This window comes from Hymenobacter sediminis (assembly GCF_003231285.1).
GTDB lineage: Bacteria > Bacteroidota > Bacteroidia > Cytophagales > Hymenobacteraceae > Hymenobacter > Hymenobacter sediminis.
In genome coordinates this window covers 465,415-487,776 of the sequence record NZ_QKNS01000002.1, presented here as the reverse complement: position 1 = coordinate 487,776, position 22,362 = coordinate 465,415, and the positions used below count along the sequence as shown (strand labels likewise).

The 22,362-nt window shown below is 56.8% G+C and carries 18 protein-coding genes; 12 read left to right on the top strand and 6 right to left on the bottom strand.

Annotation, left to right across the window (positions count from 1 at the left end; genetic code table 11):
- Positions 1–55: 55 nt before the first annotated feature.
- The 3 genes from DNI29_RS08635 to tsaE all read right to left on the bottom strand — a co-directional run bounded on the left by DNI29_RS08635 (position 56) and on the right by tsaE (position 2,403).
- Positions 56–520 carry a hypothetical protein gene (locus tag DNI29_RS08635; RefSeq protein WP_123823132.1) on the bottom strand — a complete coding sequence of 155 codons (465 nt, stop codon included), beginning with the start codon at positions 518–520 and terminating at the stop codon, positions 56–58.
- Between the two features lie 105 nt (positions 521–625).
- Positions 626–1,855, bottom strand: a complete 1,230-nt coding sequence (locus DNI29_RS08630) for an alanine dehydrogenase (protein ID WP_110977684.1) — start codon at positions 1,853–1,855, stop codon at positions 626–628.
- Positions 1,856–1,959: 104 nt separating this feature from the next.
- A complete protein-coding gene (gene tsaE / locus DNI29_RS08625; RefSeq protein WP_238388047.1) occupies positions 1,960–2,403 on the bottom strand; it encodes a tRNA (adenosine(37)-N6)-threonylcarbamoyltransferase complex ATPase subunit type 1 TsaE in 444 nt (147 codons plus the stop codon).
- Positions 2,404–2,607: 204 nt separating this feature from the next.
- On the opposite strand from tsaE, the gene DNI29_RS24910 reads away from it, so the two are divergent.
- The 5 genes from DNI29_RS24910 (at position 2,608) to DNI29_RS08605 (ending at position 10,776) form a co-directional block, all read left to right on the top strand.
- Positions 2,608–2,796 carry a DUF3592 domain-containing protein gene (locus tag DNI29_RS24910; protein WP_238388046.1) on the top strand — a complete coding sequence of 63 codons (189 nt, stop codon included), beginning with the start codon at positions 2,608–2,610 and terminating at the stop codon, positions 2,794–2,796.
- 90 nt (positions 2,797–2,886) lie between these two features.
- Positions 2,887–4,143: a pyridoxal phosphate-dependent aminotransferase gene (locus DNI29_RS08620; RefSeq protein ID WP_110977682.1), complete on the top strand. Its 1,257-nt coding sequence runs from the start codon at positions 2,887–2,889 to the stop codon at positions 4,141–4,143.
- 268 nt (positions 4,144–4,411) lie between these two features.
- On the top strand, positions 4,412–6,877 hold the full coding sequence (locus DNI29_RS08615) for an outer membrane beta-barrel protein (protein ID WP_110977681.1): 2,466 nt from the start codon (positions 4,412–4,414) through the stop codon (positions 6,875–6,877).
- Positions 6,878–7,485: 608 nt separating this feature from the next.
- The gene (locus tag DNI29_RS08610; protein WP_110977680.1) at positions 7,486–9,948 is read left to right on the top strand and encodes a TonB-dependent receptor domain-containing protein; all 2,463 of its coding nucleotides are present in this window, start codon (positions 7,486–7,488) and stop codon (positions 9,946–9,948) included.
- Positions 9,949–10,332: 384 nt separating this feature from the next.
- Entirely contained in the window at positions 10,333–10,776 is a 444-nt protein-coding gene (locus DNI29_RS08605) for a TonB-dependent receptor plug domain-containing protein (RefSeq protein ID WP_110977679.1), read from the top strand.
- 66 nt (positions 10,777–10,842) lie between these two features.
- On the opposite strand, the gene porX is transcribed toward DNI29_RS08605, so the two are convergent.
- On the bottom strand, positions 10,843–12,411 hold the full coding sequence (porX, locus tag DNI29_RS08600; RefSeq protein WP_110977678.1) for a T9SS response regulator signal transducer PorX: 1,569 nt from the start codon (positions 12,409–12,411) through the stop codon (positions 10,843–10,845).
- A gap of 292 nt (positions 12,412–12,703) precedes the next feature.
- Here porX and DNI29_RS08595 point away from each other — a divergent pair, with 292 nt between their 5' ends.
- The 7 genes from DNI29_RS08595 (at position 12,704) to DNI29_RS08565 (ending at position 20,548) form a co-directional block, all read left to right on the top strand.
- Positions 12,704–13,933 carry an HD domain-containing protein gene (locus DNI29_RS08595; RefSeq protein ID WP_110977677.1) on the top strand — a complete coding sequence of 410 codons (1,230 nt, stop codon included), beginning with the start codon at positions 12,704–12,706 and terminating at the stop codon, positions 13,931–13,933.
- Positions 13,934–13,939: 6 nt separating this feature from the next.
- Positions 13,940–15,742 carry a hypothetical protein gene (locus tag DNI29_RS08590; RefSeq protein WP_110977676.1) on the top strand — a complete coding sequence of 601 codons (1,803 nt, stop codon included), beginning with the start codon at positions 13,940–13,942 and terminating at the stop codon, positions 15,740–15,742.
- Between the two features lie 21 nt (positions 15,743–15,763).
- Positions 15,764–16,804, top strand: a complete 1,041-nt coding sequence (gene lpxD / locus DNI29_RS08585; RefSeq protein ID WP_110977675.1) for a UDP-3-O-(3-hydroxymyristoyl)glucosamine N-acyltransferase — start codon at positions 15,764–15,766, stop codon at positions 16,802–16,804.
- 110 nt (positions 16,805–16,914) lie between these two features.
- Positions 16,915–18,309, top strand: a complete 1,395-nt coding sequence (locus DNI29_RS08580) for a bifunctional UDP-3-O-[3-hydroxymyristoyl] N-acetylglucosamine deacetylase/3-hydroxyacyl-ACP dehydratase (protein ID WP_110977674.1) — start codon at positions 16,915–16,917, stop codon at positions 18,307–18,309.
- A 111-nt stretch (positions 18,310–18,420) separates the two neighbouring features.
- Positions 18,421–19,221 carry an acyl-ACP--UDP-N-acetylglucosamine O-acyltransferase gene (gene lpxA, locus DNI29_RS08575; RefSeq protein WP_110977673.1) on the top strand — a complete coding sequence of 267 codons (801 nt, stop codon included), beginning with the start codon at positions 18,421–18,423 and terminating at the stop codon, positions 19,219–19,221.
- A 91-nt stretch (positions 19,222–19,312) separates the two neighbouring features.
- Entirely contained in the window at positions 19,313–19,945 is a 633-nt protein-coding gene (locus DNI29_RS08570) for an ABC transporter ATP-binding protein (RefSeq protein ID WP_110977672.1), read from the top strand.
- Positions 19,946–20,188: 243 nt separating this feature from the next.
- A complete protein-coding gene (locus tag DNI29_RS08565; protein ID WP_110977671.1) occupies positions 20,189–20,548 on the top strand; it encodes a hypothetical protein in 360 nt (119 codons plus the stop codon).
- A gap of 80 nt (positions 20,549–20,628) precedes the next feature.
- On the opposite strand, the gene DNI29_RS08560 is transcribed toward DNI29_RS08565, so the two are convergent.
- Together DNI29_RS08560 and DNI29_RS08555 are read right to left on the bottom strand one after the other, a co-directional pair.
- A complete protein-coding gene (locus DNI29_RS08560; protein ID WP_110977670.1) occupies positions 20,629–21,384 on the bottom strand; it encodes a DUF4197 domain-containing protein in 756 nt (251 codons plus the stop codon).
- 158 nt (positions 21,385–21,542) lie between these two features.
- On the bottom strand, positions 21,543–22,346 hold the full coding sequence (locus tag DNI29_RS08555) for a DUF4197 domain-containing protein (protein WP_162303556.1): 804 nt from the start codon (positions 22,344–22,346) through the stop codon (positions 21,543–21,545).
- Positions 22,347–22,362: the final 16 nt, after the last annotated feature.

The window sequence follows — 22,362 nt, the reverse complement described above, 5'->3', positions numbered from 1 at the left end:
AAGATGACTTGGAACTGGCAGCTGAGTAATACGCAAATCGAAGCTTACTACCTGCCTATAGTGGCTGAAAGCGGAAGTATTTGGTTTTCAGTTTCCGCGTCAGGTATGGAGGTAGCGGGGCGCCTTGCTCATAGGCTTCCGTTACACGCTGATACTGCTGCGGCCCAAACCGGCTGAGCCGGAAAAGCCCGTACGTGGTGGCCAGTCCTCCCACAAGCAGGTCGCTGTTGGTTTCCTGCTGCCGCGCTTTGTAAAATGACTTGTCCCTTCTTTTCATTTCCGAAGCGGACAGCGCAGCTTTTTCTACAGCTGCCGTAGCCACGGTGCTCATGCCCATCTGCAATATGCTCCGGGTGGCTCTGCTCCGTTGTATAAACAGGTGCATTACGGCCCGTAAGGTGTCGGTGCGGTCATAGCGGGCCGTACTCAAATCAGAATGAATCGGCGCGGTTGGCACCTGGGCGGAGGCAGTGGCGGCCAGGCCGCACCCCGCGGCCATCAATAGTATAGCTCGGAACATAAAACGGATAGAAAATGGTGAGAAGGAAACCAGATATATTCCCTCCGCACAATATTCGCGCCGGTTGCTGTTGCCTCATCCGTGCAGTCCGAAAAATGCGTGATTCTAATTCCGCACGGCAATCATCAGGGCCAGCTCTTTGTAGCGCATGTTGAATTTGCGGGCGATGCTGGCGTTGGTGAGGGAGCCCTTATAGACGTACACCCCGGAGCGGAAATGCTCGTTGGTGAACAGCACTTCGTTGATGCCGCCGTGCTGGCTGATTTCCTGCAGAATAGGCGTAAAAATGTTGCTCAGGGCATTGGTGGCGGTGCGCGGCACCCGCGAGGCAATGTTGGGTACGCAGTAATGAATCACGTCGTACTTGCGGAAGACAGGCTTGCTATGGCTGGTCATCTCGCTGGTTTCGAAGCAGCCTCCCTGGTCGATGCTCACGTCGATGAGTACGGAGCCCGGCGCCATCTGCGACACCACATCTTCGGACACCATGAAGGGTATCCGTCCTTCCTCGGCGTTTAGGGCCCCAATCACGACGTCGGCACGGCGGATTTGTTGGTTCAGCGCGTAGGTGTCGAGGGTGCTGGTGTAAAGCTGCGGGGTGCACAGGTTCATTTTCAGGCGGCGCAGCTTATAAAGGTGGTTATCGAACACCTTTACTTCAGCTCCCAGCCCGGTAGCGGCACGGGCTGCATACTCGGCCACCGTACCAGCCCCCAGAATAACCACCTGCGAGGGCGGCACGCCTGTAATGCCCCCCAGAATCACGCCCTTGCCCTCATTGGAGCGGGCTAGGTACTCGGCGGCAATCAGCATAACAGTGGAGCCGGCAATTTCCGACATGGCCCGCACCACTGGCCGCGCACCAGAAGGGTCCTTAATCAGCTCAAAGCTGATGGCATTGATTTTTTTCTTGGTGAGGGCCGTGATGTACTCACTGGTCAGCGTGCCGAATTGCAGAGCCGAAATCAGGGTTTGCCCAGCCCGCATAAACTCGATTTCATCGTAGGTGGGCGGGGCTACTTTCAGAATAATATCGGCCTCGAACACTTCCTTTTGGGAGTAGGCAATGGTAGCGCCAGCCTCGGAAAAGTCGTGGTCGGAGTACTTGCTGGGCTCCCCGGCCCCACTTTCCAACAGAATTTCGTGGCCGGCTTCCACCAAATGCTTCACAGCCTCGGGCGTAAGGCAAATGCGGTTTTCCTGAAGCGAGGTTTCGCGGGGTAGCCCGATAAACAGCTTCCGTTTCCGCGTTTCCACGGCCAACATGGATTCCTGCGTGAGGTAGGCGCGGCTGGTAGCCAGCGACTCGAATCCGGGGGGTACTGCTTCGGGCATTCTGATTTTGATTAGTAATTAAGAATTAGCAATCAGGAATGATTTCGTCACCCAATGGAGCTGCTTTTCAGCACAACAACCATTATGAGACAATTTATTCATTCTTAATTACTAATTATTAATTCCCTTGAGGTGGGTCCGGTGACGTTGAGCGTGATGACCAGCCGTTCCGAAGGCAACAGTGCCTCGACGCGGCTAGGCCACTCAATCAGGCAAAGATAGCCAGAATCGAAGTACTCTGGCGCTCCAATTCCTTCTGCTTCGGCAGCGTCCTCTAGGCGGTAAAAGTCGAAGTGGTAGATGGGCTGGTTGTGGGCGTCGCGGTACTCGTTCACCAAGGAAAATGTTGGGCTGCTGACATCGTCGGCTACCCCCAAGCTTTGGCACAAGGCCTTGATGAATGTGGTTTTACCGGCTCCCATTTCGCCTTCGAAACAAATAATCGAATGGCCTTCAATAGCCGCTCGTACTTGCGCGGCGGCCTGGGGTAGGGCGTCGAGCGAGGAAACGTCGATGGTTTTGCTGAGCATCAGAATGAAAACAGGCAAGTAAGGCGTATAACTTGAGCCTGCAAATTTGGTTATTCTGCCGCAATAGCGCCCCTACCCCACCTTCTACCGAAAACCTCGATGCTCAGCAAAACCGGGCCTTGCCGTGGGTGCTGGGCACTACCCTTATTTTGGAGGTTGGGCATCTTCGGCTTGTACTAGAATGTCCAATTGCGCAAGCACGGCGTGGCCCGATAGGCTCTGATGGTCCGCAACCACCATAAGAGAAACTTCTACACCCTGACGCCGCGCTACCGCTACAGGCCTGACAGCCTGCAGACCGAATCCGCTGAGAACCACCGCCGCCGAGTTCAGGAACTACGCCCAGGCAGTTCCGTAACCGTCCGGTTCTGGCCCGGTGCTCCGCGCCGGGTGGAGGTAGAAATGCCCTGAGTGGGCCGGTTTTTTCCGGACTTTTCAGGGTAGCAGGGCGCCAGACAGTTGTGGCCTTCTATATTTGGCCGATCCAAACCAACACCTGACATGCAAGTTTCCCGAATGGCCGGCAGCCTGATTGGCTCTGAAATCATCAAAATCGGCAACGAAGTCAACGATATGATTCGCAAGGGGGAGCAGATCTGCAACCTCACCATCGGCGACTTCGACCCAAGCATTTTCCCGATTCCGGCCGAGCTACAGACGGAAATCACCCGAGCTTACCAGAGCGGTCATACCAATTACCCCCCGGCCAACGGCATGGCGGCCCTGCGCGAGGCGGCCGCTGCCTTCACCAAAACCCGCCTGGGCCTGGAGTACTCGCCCAACGATTTTCTGGTGGCCGGCGGCTCACGCCCGCTCATCTACGCTACCTACCTGGCCCTGGTAGACCCCGGCGACAAAGTGGTATTTCCGGTGCCCAGCTGGAACAACAACCACTACTGCCACCTGTCGTCGGCAGAGGCTGTGATGGTGGAAACCCGCCCCGAAAACAACTTTATGCCTACGGCCGAGGAACTGGCCCCGCACCTGGAAGGGGCTACCCTACTGGCTCTGTGCTCCCCACTTAATCCTACGGGCACCGTGTTCAGCAAGGAAGATCTGGAGGCTATCTGCGACCTGGTACTGGCCGAAAACCAACGCCGCCAGCCCGGCGAAAAGCCCCTATACCTGCTCTACGACCAGATTTACTGGCTGCTGACCTTCGGGGCTACTGAGCACTACGACCCCGTGAACCTGCGCCCGGCTCTGCGCGACTACACCGTGTATATTGACGGTATTTCCAAGTGCCTGGCCGCTACCGGGGTTCGGGTGGGCTACTCCTTCGGGCCGGCGGTGGTCATTGACAAGATGAAAGCCATTCTGGGTCACGTAGGCGCTTGGGCACCCAAGGCCGAGCAGGTAGCCACGGCCAGCTACCTCCCCCAGACCGAGGCTGTAGATGGTTTCCTAGGTCAGTTCAAGGAAAAAGTACAGCACAGCCTCGAAGCATTACACCAGGGGCTGCAGGCCCTGAAAGCCGACGGCCTACCCGTTGACTCCATGATTCCGATGGGGGCTATTTACCTGACGGCCAAATTGGACGTGCTGGGCAAAACTACGCCTGGCGGCCAAGTACTCAACACTACCAAGGAGCTGACCTCCTACCTTATCAGCGAAGCTCGTCTGGCTTTGGTACCCTTCAGCGCCTTTGGCACCGACCACAGCGCCCCGTGGTTCCGCATGTCGGTGGGTGGCGCCTCGCTGGAGTCTATCCAAGCGGCTTTGCCCCGACTGCGGGCGGCGCTGGAGGTGTTGCGCTAATTCAGAAGCTCCATTTTAACGCTTAAAGCGAAGCCCTGCCGCACCTGGCAGGGCTTTTTGCTTGCTCAGGTCGTCTGGCAGAAGCTTCCCATTTTTGTATGAAGTCTGGGGTTTCTTGCTATCTTCCGGCATTCAAATCTTAACCTATTCGGTAAGAAGCGAATACCTGCTCTCTATCCATGTTACGGTCGGCTTTGCTCTGCGCCGGCTTTCCGCTCCAGCCTCCTATTGCACTTTCCGTCATTCTCAACCACCGGAACGTGTATCTATGCAATTGTGCTTACTCCGCCTAGCCGGAGGTTTTTCTGTTCTGGCCGGGACAACCCTGCTGGCTTTGCCTTTCTCTTTGCTGGCCCAGGGGCGGCCCGCGCCGATTACTGGCACCGTGCGAACCAGCACCGGCCTTGCCCTGGAATATGCTACCGTTACGCTGCACCGCGCTACGGACTCGGCAGTTGTTAAAACTGAATTCAGTGACGCTGCCGGGCATTTCCGGCTGGAGCCGGGGGTAGCGGAGCGCTACCTGGTTTCGGCGGCGCAGGTGGGCTATGGGCGCGCCTGGCTTGGCCCGGTTGATGCCGCTGTGGCTCCACCTGCTCCGCTTGCTTTTACCCTTATCTCCAATACGGCTACCCAGCTCAAAGGCGTGACGGTAACCGGCCAGCGCCCTCAGTTTGAGCGCCTCGCCGACCGTACGGTAGTAAACGTAGCGGGTAGCACCCTGAGCGCGGGAAGTACCATGCTTGAGGTGCTCGGCCGGGCCCCCGGGGTTTCTCTTGATGCCAACGACAACCTGCGCCTACGGGGCAAAGAAGGGCTATTGGTGCTTATTGATGGCAAGCGTCAGCCCATGACTAGCCCTGAGCTAGCTAATCTGCTGCGTTCCTTACCCGCCGAGCAGGTGAGCTCCGTGGAGCTGATTACCAACCCACCGGCGAAATACGATGCCCAGGGTGGTGCCGGTATCATTGCCATTAACCTTAAGAAAGACCAGCGCCTAGGCACTAATGGCAGCGTAAATGCTGCCTACGGGCGCGGGCGCTACGGTAAGTTCACATCGGGGCTGAGCCTGAATCACCGCCAGAAGAACCTGAATGTGTTCGGGTCCTACGCTTATACCAACCGCCAGAATCTGCAGGAGCTGGACATAAACCGTACCTACAGCCTGCCTGACGGCGGCAGCACCGCTAGCACCCTCAGCCAGCATTTCAACACGTCGCGGGGGCTCCTCCAGTCCCACACTTGGCGAACCGGCGCCGATTATTTCCTGACCCCTCGTACGACGTTAGGGGCGGTGCTCAGTGGCCTGGGCAGCCAGCTGCCGTCATCTGGAATCAACGAGGCCACGTTTTTTGATCAGCAAAATCAGGCGCTGACCCGCTCTACCTCCACCAACCAACGCAACCTGCTTACCCCTAACCTAGGGGGCAACCTGTCCGTGCGCCATCTGTTTCGCAAGGACTCCTTGGGTACGGCGGAGCTCACGGCCGACGCTGACCTGGCCCGCTTTGGCACCACCCGTACCCTGGCCCTGGCTACCCGCTACTTAGCGCCGGCCTCGGCTACCCCCATCCTGCTTACCGGCGACCAGGACGGTACCCTGACCATCTGGTGTGCCAAAGTTGACTATGTGCGGCCACTGCGCTACAACCTGCGCCTAGAAGCCGGCGCCAAGGTAAGCCAGGTTGACTCGGATAATGACGTTCTGTTTGTGCGCACCCGCAATGGTGTAAGCCAAGTAGATGCAGGCCTCACCAACCGGTTTCAGTATTCTGAGAACATCAATGCCGCTTACATCAGCCTTACCCGCACCCGGCCCGGGCTGACTGTTACGGCGGGGCTGCGCGGGGAGCAAACCCACACCACGGGCCACCAAGCTGTGGGGCAGGTTTCGTTTTCGCGAGAGTATCTGCAGCTTTTTCCTAACCTAAGCCTGCGCCGCACCCTCTCCAACAAGCACGAGTTGACCTTTGCTCTTAGTCGACGCATCGACCGGCCTACCTACAACCAGCTGAACCCGTTTCGCTCCTACGTAGACGCTACCTCCTACCGCACCGGCAACCCAGCGCTGTGGCCTAAAACCAGCGTACAAGCTGAACTAACCCACACATTTCGTCAGAAATTCAGCAGCAGCCTGAGCTACACTCGCTCCGCCCGCCCCATCGTGAGCGTGTACCTGCTGGATGAGGACCTGCTGGTGGCAGCCACCGATATTAACCTGCGTACCCAGGAATACTACAGCCTGAATCTTACGGCTCCGCTGGAACCGGCTAAGTGGTGGAAGCTCTACCCCACAGCCGAGCTGTTTTTCATTCAGTTTCGGGGCGAATTGAGCGGCACCGCAGTGCCAACCAGCCGGCCGGGGGCTATTGTGAGTTTGAACAACGCGCTGGCCCTGGGCCACGGCTGGAGCGCCGACCTCAATGGCAGCTACAACTCAAGGGAGCGGTACGCTTTCCAGGACATTCGTTCCTTTGGGCAGGTAGGGCTGGGCGTGCAAAAGTCGGTGGGTAAGGCCACGTTGCGGCTGAACGCCACGGATATCTTCTACACCACTCCCCTGCGGGTTACTTCCCGCTACCAAGTGCTGGAAGAAACCTACCGCTCGGCCCAAGATACACGGGTAGTTACAGCCTCTCTTTCCTACCGCTTCGGTAATGAGAAAGTGGTTGCCGCCAAGCGCCGAGCCACTGGGGCCGAGGACGAAAAGCGGCGGGCAGCGGGCGGATTGTAAGCCCACATACTCTGTTGGGCAGGCCATGCTGACTGCCTGAACCAGAAGTTCCTAGACCATCTAACAAATTTTTGTCGTGCCAGGCAACTTTTATGATCCGTCATACATCTATATGACATATCATTAACAAGTAATCAGGCTGCTTCGCTAAGCTCAATTCTAACGGGGCATTAAACTCGACCTAGAGCATGAACGACTCGACCACTACCCCCGCTACTAGTACCAAGGCGGCTCAGCCGTTTGTAGCGCCTTCTTCAGATTCAGAAAACAGGTCAGGCGGTTCTTTGGGCAGGGCTGCTGGTACCTCCTCTACCCACACTGATTCCAGTGGCATTAACCCTTGAAGCTGCGGGCTACAAGTAATAGAAGCGCTTTTGAAGCGCGTACAGCCGATCTGCAAGCCTGAATTCAGCTGCGGCTGCCAACTGCGGTCGGTGTTAGTTGCAAACCAAAACCTATAAAAAATTAAGCCTACAGAATATTTTATTTTCCAAATACGAAATCATTCGTATGTTTACTACGAAATCTTTCGTAGATATCAATATCACGACTCTCCCGTGGCGGCCGCCGGGTAGCATTTCCTTCCACCTCCTCTCATTCTACTTATCATGAAGACGTTGCTTCGTGGGCAGCACCCAGGGTTGATTCTGCTACCCCTGTTTTCTGTGCTAACCCTACCCCAGGTCCTGGGCCAAGGCCTCACCGGGCAAATTCGCACGGAGGCAGGCAGCCCCGTTGAATTTGCTACAGTGGTTTTGCATCGCGCCGCCGACTCTGCCGTGGTTAAGACGGAGTTTAGCGACGAAAAAGGAGGCTTCCGGTTTGAGCAGGCTGCCGCAGGGCGTTACTTGGTATCGGCTTCGCAGGTGGGGTTTGGGCGGGCCTGGGTCGGGCCTCTGGAAGTTTCGGGGGCTGGTAGTACTTCGCCCCTTACCCTCACGCTGCAAGCTAGTAAGGCTACGGCCCTGAAGGAAGTAACCGTCACGGGCCAGCGCCCTACCTTCGAGCGGGAAGCTGACCGTACCATCGTGAATGTGGAGGGCAGCACCCTGGCCGCGGGCAACACCTCGCTGGATGTACTGCGCCGCTCGCCCGGCGTAACTGTGGATGGCAACGACAACCTGGCCTTGCGCGGCAAACAGGGCTTACTAGTGCTTATTGACGGCAAACGACAGCCCATGACCGGCACCGAGCTAGCCGACTACCTACGGGCCCTACCCGCCGAGCAGCTTAAAAGCATAGAACTGATTACCAATCCGCCCGCCAAATACGACGCCCAGGGCGGGGCCGGCGTTATTGCCATCAACCTTAAGAAGGACCAGCGCCTGGGCACCAATGGCAGCCTGAACCTGAGCTACGGCCGCAGCCAGTACAGCAAATACGTGTCGGGGCTGAGCCTGAACCACCGTCAGAAAAACCTGAACCTGTTCGGCTCCTACAATTATTCCGACCGCGCGGGCATCGGTAAGCTGACCATTCACCGCGACTTTTACCGGTTAGATGACTTGGGCGAGGCATCGCGCCAGCTTATTCGGACCACCGACCAGGAAAACCGCTCCCCCAACCAGTCCCGCTCGCACACTTGGAAAGCCGGCCTCGACTACACGCTTTCGGACCGGACTACCCTAGGCGGGTCCGTGAACGGGCTGCGAAACCGCAACGAGCAGAACGCCCGCAACGAAACGTATGTGCGAGATTTAGAGAGTGCCCGCAACCAGCAATACCGCTCTACCAACAACCGCTGGGGTAGCTACGATAACACGGCTGCAAATTTGAATTTCCGCCACACCATTCCAGACTCCCTGGGTACGCACGAGCTGACAGCCGATGCCGACTACGCCCGCTACCTCAACAACCGCGACCAGCGCCTGGAAACCCGCTTCGACGGGGCCGAGCAGGTAGGCGAAGTCATCACCGGCGACCAACATGGGCGGTTGTCTATTCAGTCGGTAAAGGTGGATTATGTGCGGCCGTTCAGCAAGCAGCTGCGCCTGGAGGCCGGGGCCAAAACCAGCCTGGTATCGGCCGATAACGATGTGCAGTTCTTCACCAATGGCGAGCTGGACTTAAACCGCTCGAACCGTTTCCGCTACGATGAGAACATCAATGCAGGCTACCTCAACCTGAACTACACCCTGGCCAAACTGACGCTGCAGGCTGGTTTGCGGGGCGAGCAGACTAACGCCGTAGGCAAGCAGCAGATGGAGCAGGCAGGCCGCAACCCCGGCTTCAGCCGCCACTATTTCCAGCTGTTTCCTAGTGCTGCCCTGAAGCGGACGTTTTCAGATAAAAACGAAACCAGCCTCTCGCTGAGCCGCCGCATCGACAGGCCTTCGTATGGGCAGTTGAACCCCTTCCGCTCCATTATCGATAAAACAACCTCCGGAGCCGGCAACCCCGACCTGCGGCCCCAAACTAGCTACAACGTAGAGCTGACCCACACCTACCGCCAGAAGTACAGCCTGGGCCTAAGCTACAGCCTGACCAGCAACCCGCTTATTGGGGTAGTGCAGCCAGAAACCGACAGCACCGTGGTGGCCACTACCCGCAACCTGAGCCGCCAGCACTACTACGCCCTCACGTTCACGGTGCCGGTGGAGGTAGCCAAGTGGTGGAATATGTATAATAACGCCGTGTTCTACTACAGCCGCTTCGAGGGCAGCCTGGCCGGCACCAACCTCGACCGGGGCCGTAGCTCCTTTAACCTCAGCTCCAACCACACCTTTACGTTTGGTAAGGGCTGGAGTGCCGAGCTGAATGGGTCCTATCAGTCGCAGGAGGTGTACGGCTTTATTCTGGCGCGGCCCTACGGGGAAGTAAGCGCGGGCGTGCAGAAAAGCCTCTGGAACCGCAAAGGCAACCTCAAGCTAAGCATGGCCGACATCTTCTTCACCCGACCAGAACGGGCCATTTCTTCCTACGACAACTACGTGGAGCGCTTCTACCAGCGCCAGGATTCGCAGCTGGCAACCCTGGCCTTCACCTACCGTTTCGGCAACGACCAGCTGACGCCTACTAAGCGGCGGAGCGGCGGAGCTGAGGAAGAAAAGCGCCGGGCCGGCGGGCAGTAGAACTGGTAAAACACAGAATCTTACCACTAATAATCTACTACCTCTTACTTCCGCATGGAACGCTACCAAACCACTTGCCACGAGCTGTAGGTACTAACCTGCAACTCGCATGAAACAACCCAAAAAACGCTGGGCCTAGACGCCCTTCTAGTGCGGCCGCCTTACGACAGCTGTGCGTATCGGTTCCATTACGCTGCGCAAGCCCTAACGAGCATCCTTTGGAACGAGTAATAAGTATGCACCCTGACTTTGTAATTAAGAAAAAGGGACGCTCAGTTGAGTGTCCCTTTTTACATCTAGCCCCGACCTGCGCTCTGGTGAGTTGCAGATGCTACTAAACCTGTTCAAGGAGGACATGGAATTTAATTGACACTATTATGTGGAATGGAGGCTGTTCTGGCATCTACTAGCAAAACCAGAGTATTGCTGTTTCGCTATTCAACAGTCTTTTACTTTTCTAAATCTCTCCACATGTCCTTCCCTATCGGCTTTTCAATTACCGTTGGCTTACTGCTACTACTTACGCAAACCGCTTATGCACAGCTTCCAGATTCTTTCCAAGCTACAAATCCGCAAAGCCCTGACTCGCCCCGAAAGGTTATTCGCATAATCTGTAGTTCAAGTCTACCAGCTGTTATCGAGCCATTATATATAGCGGATGGAGTACCTGTCGCGCGTGAGTGGGTTGAAGCGTCGAATCCAAATCGCATAAAGAGAGTTGATTTCTTGAAGGGCGCACAAGCCACAGCCATCTATGGCACGCGCGGCGTAAATGGCGTAATTATCATTACCAATAAGAGACGTTTTAGAATAACCCAGTTACACTGAGTCGTATATAAAGCAAATAGCACGCAGAGGCTGCGTGCTATTTGCTTTATATACGACTCAGTGTAACTACCCCTTCGGGCTGAGCACGACGTAGGGAATGATGCATTCCTCCAGCGAGATGCCGCCGTGCTGGAACGTATCCTTGTAGTAGTTCACGTAGTAGTTGTAGTTGTTGGGGTAGGCGAAGAAGTAGTCGCCAACGGTGAAGACGTAGGCGGTGCTCACGTTTTCGCGGGGTAGGAAAATGCGCTCCGGCTTGCGCACCGTGTACACGTCCTTGCTGTCATCGAAGCCCAGGTTTTTGCCGTGCTTGTAGCGCAGGTTGGTATTTGTATTCCGGTCGCCCACAATTTTGTAGGGGCGCTTAACCCGGATGGTACCGTGGTCGGTGGTGATGATGAGCTTGCCTTTCTTCTCCGAAATCACCTGCAGCATTTCGTACAACGGCGAGTGCAGGAACCACGAGCGGGTGATGCTGCGGTACGCCGACTCGTCGGCGGCCAGCTCCCGGATCATGGCCATGTCGGTGCGGGCGTGGCTGAGCATGTCCACGAAGTTGTAGACGATGACGTTCAGCTTGTAGTTGTTGTGCAGGTTAGACATTTTACCCAGCAAGTCCTTGCCGGCCTGCAGGTTAGTCACCTTGTTGTAGCTGTACTTGGCCTTCTGCCCGGCCTTCTGGAACATGATTTCCATGAACTCGGCCTCGTGCATGTTCTTGCCCTCGTCGTCGTCGTCCCACACCCACAGGTTGGGGTACTTCTTCTGGATTTCGCCGGGCATCATGCCCGAGAAGATGGCATTGCGGGCGTAGGCGGTGGTAGTGGGCAGAATGCTGTAGTAAGTCTCCTCCGAGTCAACCGTGAACAGGTCGGCAATGATGGGCTCCAGCACCTTCCACTGGTCGTAGCGCAGGTTGTCGATGAGCACGAAGTACACGGGCGTGTCGCCGGTATCCTTCAGCATCGGGAACACGCGCTCCTTGAACAGCTGGTGCGACATGAGCGGGGCGTCGTCATCGTCGCCGTTTACCCAGTCCTCGTAGTTTTCCGTGATAAAGCGGCCGAAGTAGGTGTTGGCTTCGTCCTTCTGCATGTTGAAGACGTCGGCCATGCTTTTGCCCTCCGTCTCGTTGATTTCCAGCTCCCAGTACACCAGCTTCTTGTACACGTCGGCCCACTCCGAGGGGCTGAGGCGGTCAGAAAGCTGCATGCCCAGCTGGCGGAAGTCGCGCTGGTAGCCGCTGTTGGTGGCTTCGCTCACCAGGCGTTTGTTGTCAAGCACCTTCTTTACCGACAGCAGAATCTGGCTGGGATTAACCGGTTTGATGAGGTAGTCGGCAATTTTGGCCCCGATGGCCGATTCCATGATGTGCTCTTCTTCGCTCTTGGTTATCATCACCACGGGCACGGTAGGGCGCACGGCTTTGATTTCGGTGAGGGTTTCCAGGCCCGTCAGGCCGGGCATGTTCTCATCCAGGAACACAATGTCGTAGGTCTTCTCCTGAATTTCCTCAATGGCATCGGCCCCGGAATTTACGCCGGTCACGTCGTAGCCTTTTTCTTTGAGAAAGAGAATGTGAGGTTTCAGGAGGTCGATTTCGTCATCGGCCCAGAGGATGCTGTATTGTTGCATAATGGAGTCGTGGAGACATTGGCACTGAAGGACTTACTGGCAGCCTACGCGCACCAAGAGGTTCGTTTTTTATTGTCGAGCAAGAGCGTTGCCGCCTTACATACGTAAGAGAGTAACCAAATAGCGGCAAAAAATATTGCGCAAGGTAAATTCTCGGTGAAATTAGGGTGTTGGTTTTGCTTAGCCACTTCCGTTAATCAGGGGGTTTTTACTGTAGTCTGCGCTACTACTGCTTCCTTTGCCTTGCCCTACCCCCGCGGTATGCGCCAACCCCTTGTAATTCTCAAGTCCCTTGAATAAGAAAAAGATCTTCAACGACCCGGTGTATGGTTTCGTGACCATCCCGACGGAGTTGCTTTTTGACCTGATTGAGCACACTTTTTTTCAGCGCCTGCGCCGGATTCAGCAGCTGGGTCTTACCAGTTTCGTGTACCCTGGTGCCCTGCACACGCGCTTCCACCACGCCCTGGGCGCCATGCACCTGATGACGCTGGCCCTGCGCACCCTAAAGGATAAAGGTGTCAAGATTTCGGCCAAGGAAGGCGAGGCAGCTATGGCGGCCATTCTGCTGCACGATGTAGGCCACGGCCCCCTCTCCCACGCGCTGGAGCACAGCATCTTCCATAAAGTACACCACGAGGAGCTAAGCCTGCACCTGATGCGCAAGCTTAACGCTCAGTTTAACGGAGCCCTCGACCTGGCCATTCAGATTTTTGAGGGCACTTATTCGCGGCCGTTCTTCCACCAGCTGGTGAGCTCCCAGCTCGATATGGACCGCTTGGATTACCTCAACCGCGACTCGTTTTACACGGGCGTGCAGGAAGGCCGCCCCGGTGCCGACCGCCTTATCAAGATGCTGACGGTAGTGGATGAGCGGCTGGTGCTGGAGGAAAAGGCCGTGTACAGCATCGAGAACTTTCTGGTAAGCCGCCGACTGATGTACTGGCAGGTGTATCTGCACAAAACCGTGACGAGCGCCGAGCAGATGGTTATCCGGATTATGCAGCGGGCCCGTGACTTGGTGCGCAAGGGCGTGGACGTGCCGGCCTCGCCCAACCTGCACTTCTTTCTCTCCCGCAGCGTCACGCAGCAAGAGTTTGAGCAGGACGATGATATTCTGCGCCGCTTCACCCGCTTAGATGACACCGATGTGTGGGGCGCCGTGAAGCTTTGGGCCGACCACCCCGACAAAGTACTGAACTACCTGGCCCAAAGCCTCCTGGACCGGCACCTTTTTAAAATCACACTTCAGTCCGAGCCCTTCGAGGAGGATTTTCAGCTGGGCATTGTGGAGCTGATTGCCGAGCATTTTCACCTCCCGTACGAGGATGCGGCCCAACTCATGCTCACGGGTCGCATCAGCAACAATGCCTACGATGCCGATGGTCAGGACCCGATTGATGTTCTGACCAAACGGGGGAAAGTGGTGAACGTAGCCGAGGCGTCGGACCTGCCTAACATACGCGCCATTAGCCAGCGGGTAGAAAAGCACTACATCTGCTACCCCAAGGAAATCCTGTAGGCCGGCATGCTCATCCCGCTCCGACGTTCCTTTTCCACCCTGCCCCTGGGGTTGCTGGCGCTGTTCTTTTTGCTGATAAGCGGGAGCCTGGCGGTACTTTACACCCAGGTATCCATAGCCGATTTGTACGCCTTGCGCCACGCTATTTACGCGCGCAACGAAATGCCGGAGTTCGTGTTGCAGGTCACGCCGGGCCGCTACGCCGCGTTGCGCTGGGGGTTATGGGTCGTAGCCGTTGGGGCCGCAGCTATGGCAGGCTATCAGCTTCGAAGCGGGAGATTAGGGCAGGAACTGCGCAGTTTACAGCAAAACCTCAGCCAGGCGACCAGCAGCGTGTGGCGGTCAGTAGCCGGGCTTTCTGCCTCAGAAAAGCTATTGTCGGCAGTCCTATTGGCTAGCATTCTGGCTTTGCGCCTTTACTACGCGTGGGTGTATCCGCTGAGCACGGATGAAATAGCCACTTACGACTACTTTGTGAGCGGCGGCCCCGTAGCCAGTACCAGCTTCTACCCCATCCCGAACAACCACGTGCTGTTTAGCCTGAGTTGCTGGGTAGTGGGCTGGTTTACACTGAATGATGCGCTGATTCTGCGGCTTCCTACCCTGCTCATCAGCCTGATAGGCACCGTACTGGTTTATACCCTGCTGGTGCGACTTACCACCTTCCGGCTGGCTACGCTAGCGCTGGGGCTGTTTTGTCTTTCGCCCCTGAGCCTGTACTACGCTATGTCGGGTCGGGGCTATTTTTTGCTGATTGTGCTGGCAATTGCCCAGTTTTTCGCGGCCCTGGCTGTGCTGCACTCAGTTCGTTACCGGCAGTTGGGGTGGGGGCTGTTTGTTATAACTGGGGTGCTGGGCCTTTATACCATTCCTACCTACGCCTACCCCCTGGTTTCGCTTGGAGCCTGGATCGGCCTGGTGTTTCTTCGCCGCCGCGACACGGCCGGCTTGGTTTCCTTGCTGGTAGCTAGTGCGCTGGTGGGCACCGGCGCACTGGTGCTGTACGGCCCTATCCTTTGCGTTTCGGGGGTGAGGGCCTTAGCCGCCAACAGCTACATTGCCCCCCAGAGCTTGGCTGATTTCTGGGGCTCCTATGCCTTTTATTTGCTGAAACCAGCCCGCGAGTTGTTTGGGCACGAGCAGCTTAGCGCCCCCGGCTTTCTGCTGCTGCTAGTTGCAACTGTAGCAGTGGTGCCGGCCCTACCCGCTTCCTGGCGCCGAATAGTGCTACCAGCGCTGGTACTGGTAGTGCTGCCCTTCGTGTTTATGCCTATTCAGCGAGTCTATAGCCCTTCACGGGTGCTGCTTTACGGGGCATTTTTCTTCTTTCTAGGGGTAGCGGCTTTCGGCGAGTGGCTGCTACAGCGGCTGCGAGTGTCCCGGTGGTTTGGCCTCGTAGCGGTAAGCGTAGTGCTGGCTGGGTATGGCACGTATCAGGTGGCCCACTTCCGCTACGCCGTGCGCTCAGCGCAGGAGTTGGCGCAGCGGCTTGAAGGTTCTTACGCCTGGCTTCGGGCACAGCAGCCCCGCCGGGTGTTCTTCAATGCCCCGTTCCATAAACTCTATTTCCATCACTACGCCCTGACGACGGCCTACCCCCTTCACCTCTTTGAAGCTACCTCAGCCCAGGGCACGCGCTACGACTACGTGGTCATTGCGCGGGGGCAGTATCAGCCTCCGGCCTGGTGCACGCCTGCAGCGTATCGCCTTGTGTATTCCGATGAAGGCGCTACCATCTACCAAGCGGTGGAATACAAAGCGTCTCGCCCCCACTCAGCCTCGGCAGCGGCACTTCGCGCCGGGAAATAGATATTTCTCTACTTTTGCCCAATGGAATTTACCGTAGGTCAGATAGCCGAAGTACTGCACGGTGCAGTGGAAGGAGACGCCACGCAGCAGATTAACCGCCTGGCGAAAATTGAAGAAGCCCAAGCCGGCGCCCTCTCCTTTCTCTCGAACCCTAAGTACGAGCCGCACCTCTATACTACGGGCGCTACGGCTGTTATTGTGAGCCGCACCCTGGAACTCCGGCAGCCCGTGGCCGCTGCCCTCATTCGGGTAGATGACCCCTACACCAGCTTTACTACCCTACTCGAGTTTTACCAGCAGGCAACCCGCACCGGTAAGCGCGGCGTGGAAGAGCCCGCCTACCTGGCTGCCAGTAGCCGCATCGGAGAAAACCACTACCGCGGCGCCTTCTCCTACATTGGGGAGAACTGTGAAATTGGCCGCGACGTGGTAATTTTTCCGCACGTTTTCATCGGCGACCGGTGCAAGATCGGGGACGGCACCATCCTGTATGCCGGGGCTAAGATTTACGCCGAAACCGTAATCGGGGCGCGCTGCACCATTCATGCCGGCGCCGTTATTGGCTCCGATGGATTTGGTTTCGCACCCCAGCCCGATGGCTCCTACCGCACCATTCCGCAGATTGGCAACGTGGTGCTGGAAGACAACGTGAGCGTAGGCGCCAACGCCACGATTGACTGCGCCACAATGGGCTCTACCATTATCCGCGAGGGCGCCAAAATTGACAACCTCGTTCAGATTGCCCACAACGTGGAAATCGGGCGCCATACGGTAGTAGCCGCCCAAACGGGTATTTCAGGCTCCTCCAAAATCGGCGACTTCTGTGTACTGGCCGGGCAAGCAGGTATTGCCGGCCACCTGAGCCTGGCCAATCGCACCACGGTCACGGCTCAGTCGGGGGTAGGCAAATCCATTAAGGAGGAGGGCGTGCTCCTGCAGGGCTCCCCTGCTTTCAATCTGCGCGACAGCCTGCGCTCCAACGCCATCTTCCGCCACCTCCCCGATCTGGAACGGCGCCTTACCCAGCTGGAACGCAACCGGACCGAACCGGAAAAGCCCTAGCTTTGCAGTCTATTGAGTTGTCAGTTGCCAATTGTCAGTTGCCGGGTCCGTTCTGTTTTTCGATGGCCTGATTCCTGACAATTGGCAACTGACAACTGACAACTTAGAAAATGAACGACAAGCAACATACCATCAAGGCCCCCGTCACCGTGAGTGGCATTGGCCTTCATACCGGCGTGCAGGCCACCATGACGTTCTGCCCCGCGCCTATCAACCACGGCTACAAGTTCCAGCGTATCGATTTACCCGGTCAGCCCATCGTGGATGCCGACGTAGACAACGTAGTAGATCTTTCCCGCGGCACTACCATCGAACAGAACGGAGCCCGCGTGAATACCGTGGAGCACACGCTGGCGGCCCTGGTAGGCTTGCAAATTGATAACGTGCTGATTCAGCTGGACGGCCCCGAGCCCCCCATCATGGATGGTTCCAGCTACGAGTTCATCAAGCCCCTGATGGAGGCTGGGTTGGAGGAGCAGAATGCCCTGCGCAACTACTTCGAGATTCCCGACGAAATCCGTTACGTAGATAACGGCCGGGCTGTGGAACTGGCTGCCCTACCCCTGAACAGTTACCGCCTCACGGTAATGGTGGACTACAACTCGCCGGTTCTGGGCTCCCAGCACGCGTCCCTGACCCATATTGACCAGTTCACATCGGAAATTGCCTCGTCGCGCACGTTCTGCTTCCTGCACGAGTTGGAGGCCCTTTATAAATCTAACCTCATCAAGGGTGGCGACCTGAGCAATGCCATTGTGGTAGTTGACCGCGTGGTGAGCGACGAGGAGCTGGATGAGCTGGCGACCATGCTGGGCAAGCCCAAAGTGGCCGTCAAGAAGGAAGGCATCCTCAACAACGTGGACCTACGCTACAAAAACGAGCCCGCCCGCCACAAGCTGCTGGATCTGGTTGGGGACCTGGCTCTGGTAGGCCGCCCGCTGAAAGGCCAGATCCTGGCCGCCCGGCCTGGGCACGCCGCCAACGTGGCCTTCGCCAAGCGCATCAAAAAGAAAATGATGGAGGCGCACACCAGCGCCGCGCCTACCTACGACCCGGCCCGTGAGCCGGTAATGGACATCAACAAGATTGCCGCTACGCTGCCTCACCGCTACCCCTTCTTGCTCATCGATAAAATTATTCACTTAGATGCCAACACGGTAACCGGGGTGAAGAACGTTACGATGAACGAACCCTTCTTCCCCGGCCACTTCCCCGGCAACCCGGTTATGCCCGGTGTGCTCCAGATTGAGGCCATGGCGCAAACGGGCGGCATTCTGGTGCTTAATACCGTGCCCGACCCGGAAAACTACTGGACTTATTTCCTGGGCATTGAGAACTGCAGGTTCCGCCGCATGGTGAAGCCCGGTGACACCATCATTTTTAAGTGCGAGCTTACGGCTCCGATTAAGCGAGGCATTGCCAAGATGAGCGGCAAGGCTTTTGTGAACGGAAAAGTAGTTATGGAGGCAGAAATGTCGGCCAGCATCGTCCGCAAGGGCGCCTAATCCTGAATTAGTAATTAATAATTAGGAATGAATAATTCTCATACGACATCCGCTTTGGGGTCCTTGAGGCAATTCTTAATTATTAATTCTTAATTACTAATTACCCATCGAATGAACCAGCCGCTCGCCTATATTCACCCCGAAGCCAAAATCGCCCAGAACGTGGTGGTGGAGCCTTTCACTACCATCGATAAGGATGTAGAAATCGGGGAAGGCACCTGGATTGGGCCCAACGTCACGATTATGGCTGGGGCTCGTATCGGCAAGAACTGTAAGATTTTCCCCGGCGCCGTTATTGCCGCTCAGCCCCAGGACCTGAAGTTTGCGGGTGAGAAGACGACCGTCCATATCGGCGACAACACCGTTATCCGGGAGTGCGTGACCGTAAACCGGGGCACGGTCGATAAGCTGAAAACGGTGGTAGGGGCCAACTGCCTGCTGATGGCCTACGTGCACGTAGCCCACGACTGTGTCATCGGCAACAACTGCATTCTGGCTAACACGGTACAGGTAGCGGGCCACGTTGAAATTGGCGACTACGCTATTGTAGGAGGTTCCTCGGCCATTCACCAGTTCGTGCACATCGGGCAGCATGCCATGATTTCCGGTGGCTCCCTGATCCGCAAGGATGTACCGCCCTTCGTGAAAGCTGGGCGCGAGCCGCTAACCTATGTAGGCATCAACAGCATTGGCCTGCGCCGCCGCGGCTTCTCCGACCAGAAGATTGCCGAAATTCAGCAGCTCTACCGTCTGTTGTTCCTGAGCGGCTTGAACAACGCCGCCGCCCTTGATCAGATTGAGCTGGAGCTGGCGCCTTCGCCGGAGCGCGACGAGGTAGTAAACTTCATTCGCAACTCGGGCCGGGGCGTCATCAAAGGCTACTCCCGCAACGGCAGCAACTCCGGCGAATAAGATTAGAAGTGAGACCTGAAGAGCTTAGCGCTTAGAGAATGCCCAGGCGCAGTTCTCTAAGCGCTAAGCTCTTCTTTCTAAGCTTTACTATATGCAGATTACTGCCACTGGGCTGGGCAAACGCTTTGCCCGGGAATGGATTTTCCGGGACCTGACGCATACATTTCACTCGGGTACCGCTACGGCCATCCTGGGCCCGAATGGCGCGGGTAAGAGTACGCTGCTCAACACCTTGTCCGGGCAGATTCTGCCTACTACCGGCACGCTGAGCTACGAACACGCGGGCCGGTCCGTAGCGGTGGAGGAAGTGCCGCCGTTGCTGGCTTACGCGGCTCCCTACCTCGAGCTGATTGAGGAACTCACCCTTTCCGAGCAGATTCAGTTTCATACCCGGTTCAAGCCGCTTAAGCCCGGCATTTCTACCCAGCAGCTCATTTCGCTGATGTACCTGGAAAAGTCGCGCCATAAGCTGATTCGGGACTTTTCTTCTGGTATGAAGCAGCGCCTCAAGCTGGCCCTGGCACTCTACGCTGCTACCCCCCTGCTGCTGCTGGATGAGCCAACTACGAACCTCGACCGGACCGGCGTGGAGTGGTACCTGGAGCATGTGCGGGCTACCCTGGCGGGCCGGACGGTGCTGGTGTCAAGCAACGTGCCGGAGGAGTACGACTTCTGCCAGCAGCAAGTACTGATTACTGATTTTGGGGCGAAAGCTGCACGCTAACGGCATTTTTAACGTTGCCTGCGTATTTTGGTACTAGGTGCAGATGGCTGTACCTGGTCAAGCCAACGCTCTTCACAAAAATATTCGGGTTGAAAGTGCCTGAAGCTGCGGGATAAGCCGTTTTTTGACCCTACCCCTGCTGTACTTCTACAACCTTCACATCCATTCCCCACGTATCTTCGCATCTGAAGCGCGGCAGCCTTTTCCTTCGAATTTTTCACCCTTATTGCCCCTAGCAAGGACATGAGACAACACGACGACCTCGACGACGACCTCTTCGATGATGACGAGCTAGATGATTTTGCCACCTCTGGCGGCAGCAAAACGCGCGGTAACCCCGAAGATCAGCTTTCTGCTAAGTACGCCGACTACCTGATGTGGCGCGACACGGGCTCTTCGCACGATGAAGCGCTAGACCTGGCCAGCATGACCGAAGACGAGTTTGCTACCGCCGAAGCCACCGAAGACCCCGAGGGTAGCAACGGTTTCAGCTCCCTCGACGACCTGGACGATGACGACTTCTCCGACGACGAGAACGACGAATATGGCAGCTCCGGCAGCTCCCGCAACAGCCGCCGCAACTCCGACTACGACGACTATTAATCGGTGAGCCTCACAAGAAAAGCCCCGCTGGTGCATCCGGCGGGGCTTTTTTGTTTACAAGGGGGTAGCACTTTCAGGTCTTAGCTCCGGCCAAATACCCGCTTGAGCAGCTCCGTGCCACGGGCCACCGGGTTTTCCCGAATGTTGGCTTCTTCCTGGGCAATAAGTGTGAATAATCCGTCGATGGCCTTGCCGGTAGCGTACTGGTTTAGGTCGGTTTGTACGGGCCTTACCAGCGGAATGCGGTTGTAGCGGGTTGTCAGGTCGGTGTAGTAGCGGGTGGCACCTACTTGGTCGAGGCTCTTCTGCACAATGGGCTTGAATGCTGAGGTGAGCTGATCCGTGGTAGTACGCTTGAGGTAGTTGGTAGCGGCGTTCTTCTCCCCGGTCAGGATGCCCCACACGTCCTTAAACGTAAGGCTTTTGATGGCCGACAGAAAGATAGGCTTGGCGCTCTTGGCGGCGTCTTCGGCCCCGCGGTTCAGGGTCAGTTCAAACTTATCAACCTGGCTACCCAAGCCAATGGAACGGAGCGTAGTAGCCACTCGCTGGGCATCGGGCGGGAAAGGAATCCGGATGAGCTTGTTGAGGTAAAAGCCATCCTGCTTGGAGGCCTGATCGGCACCTTTGCTGATGCCTTGGGTTAGAGCTTCCTTGAGGCCGCGAGCGGCTTCATCCTGGGTGATATTGCCCGTGCTACCAGCTTTAGAAGTAGTAGGCGCCGGAATAGTCGTTTTGAGGATGTCGCCCAGCTTGGGCAGCCGAAGCTGAGCCGAGGCGGCAATATTCAGGCCCAGCAAGAGGGCAGGCAGGGTAAGAAAACGGCGGTAGTTCATAGCGTCAAAAGAGCAGTCAGATGCTGAGCAGCACTTGGCAGAAACCGGACCAAGTTTGAGGTGATACAAGTGATGAGGTGAATAGTGACAGGTAAGTAGAGCTACATAACCCGTTACCGTTTACCTGTTGTCACTACTTACCTCATCACTTGTATCACCTATTTACCAAACACCCGCTTTAGCAGGGCGCTAGTTTGGCCGGCGGGGTTCTGACGGATGCGGCCTTCTTCAACAGCAATCAGCGCGAACAGCCCATCCACCGTCTTTTCGGTGGCGTAGGGCACCAGCTGGGGGTTCAGGGGCGTCACCAGCGGAATCTTGTTGTAGCGGGCTACCATTTCGGCGTAGAGCTTGGTGGCCCCGGTTTGCTCCAAGGACTGCTGCACCGTGGGCTGGAAGGCCGTGCGCAGATCAGCGGCCGTTTTTTCGTAGAGCAGCGTTGTGGCGGCATCTGCCTCTTTGCTGGTTGCCAACGACAACGCATCCTGCAGGCTCAGGTTCTGCACCGCATTCAGGAAAATGGGTTTGGCTTGCGTGGCGGCGGTTTCGGCCGCCCGGTTCATGGCTACCTCAAATTTATCGACCAAGGCCCCCGCGCGCAGCTTGCGCAGGGTAGAGGCCACCAGTTCGGCTTCCGGTGGAAACGGTATGCGGATGTCGGCGTTGGCATTGAAGCCGTCGGTTTCGCCGGCCTGGGCCACGGCGCGAGTTACGCCCTGAGTCAGGGCTTCGCGCAGGCCGCTGCTAGCTTCCTCAGCGGTAAGCGGGGCCTTCACGGCTACGGCGGGAGTAGTAACTTTAGTTGTTGTTTTAACCGTAGTCGTCTTTTTAGCGGGGGCGGCCGTCGTTTTTTTAGTGGTCGTGGTGGTCTTTTTCGCTGTGGTTTTGGTCTGAGCCATGGCAAGTTGCACGGTAGCCAAACTGAGCGTGAGGCCGAGGGCCAGGGTACGAAGGGGAGTCATAGAACGAAAAGAGTGA

Bases quoted from the DNA above. Each gene is read 5' to 3' on its own strand.
- DNI29_RS08635 (WP_123823132.1), bottom strand. From the start codon at position 520: ATGTTCCGAGCTATACTATTGATGGCCGCGGGGTGCGGCCTGGCCGCC.
- DNI29_RS08630 (WP_110977684.1), bottom strand. From the start codon at position 1,855: ATGCCCGAAGCAGTACCCCCCGGATTCGAGTCGCTGGCTACCAGCCGC.
- DNI29_RS24910 (WP_238388046.1), top strand. From the start codon at position 2,608: ATGGTCCGCAACCACCATAAGAGAAACTTCTACACCCTGACGCCGCGC.
- DNI29_RS08620 (WP_110977682.1), top strand. From the start codon at position 2,887: ATGCAAGTTTCCCGAATGGCCGGCAGCCTGATTGGCTCTGAAATCATC.
- DNI29_RS08615 (WP_110977681.1), top strand. From the start codon at position 4,412: ATGCAATTGTGCTTACTCCGCCTAGCCGGAGGTTTTTCTGTTCTGGCC.
- DNI29_RS08610 (WP_110977680.1), top strand. From the start codon at position 7,486: ATGAAGACGTTGCTTCGTGGGCAGCACCCAGGGTTGATTCTGCTACCC.
- DNI29_RS08605 (WP_110977679.1), top strand. From the start codon at position 10,333: ATGGAGGCTGTTCTGGCATCTACTAGCAAAACCAGAGTATTGCTGTTT.
- porX (WP_110977678.1), bottom strand. From the start codon at position 12,411: ATGCAACAATACAGCATCCTCTGGGCCGATGACGAAATCGACCTCCTG.
- DNI29_RS08590 (WP_110977676.1), top strand. From the start codon at position 13,940: ATGCTCATCCCGCTCCGACGTTCCTTTTCCACCCTGCCCCTGGGGTTG.
- lpxD (WP_110977675.1), top strand. From the start codon at position 15,764: ATGGAATTTACCGTAGGTCAGATAGCCGAAGTACTGCACGGTGCAGTG.
- DNI29_RS08580 (WP_110977674.1), top strand. From the start codon at position 16,915: ATGAACGACAAGCAACATACCATCAAGGCCCCCGTCACCGTGAGTGGC.
- lpxA (WP_110977673.1), top strand. From the start codon at position 18,421: ATGAACCAGCCGCTCGCCTATATTCACCCCGAAGCCAAAATCGCCCAG.
- DNI29_RS08570 (WP_110977672.1), top strand. From the start codon at position 19,313: ATGCAGATTACTGCCACTGGGCTGGGCAAACGCTTTGCCCGGGAATGG.
- DNI29_RS08565 (WP_110977671.1), top strand. From the start codon at position 20,189: ATGAGACAACACGACGACCTCGACGACGACCTCTTCGATGATGACGAG.
- DNI29_RS08560 (WP_110977670.1), bottom strand. From the start codon at position 21,384: ATGAACTACCGCCGTTTTCTTACCCTGCCTGCCCTCTTGCTGGGCCTG.
- DNI29_RS08555 (WP_162303556.1), bottom strand. From the start codon at position 22,346: ATGACTCCCCTTCGTACCCTGGCCCTCGGCCTCACGCTCAGTTTGGCT.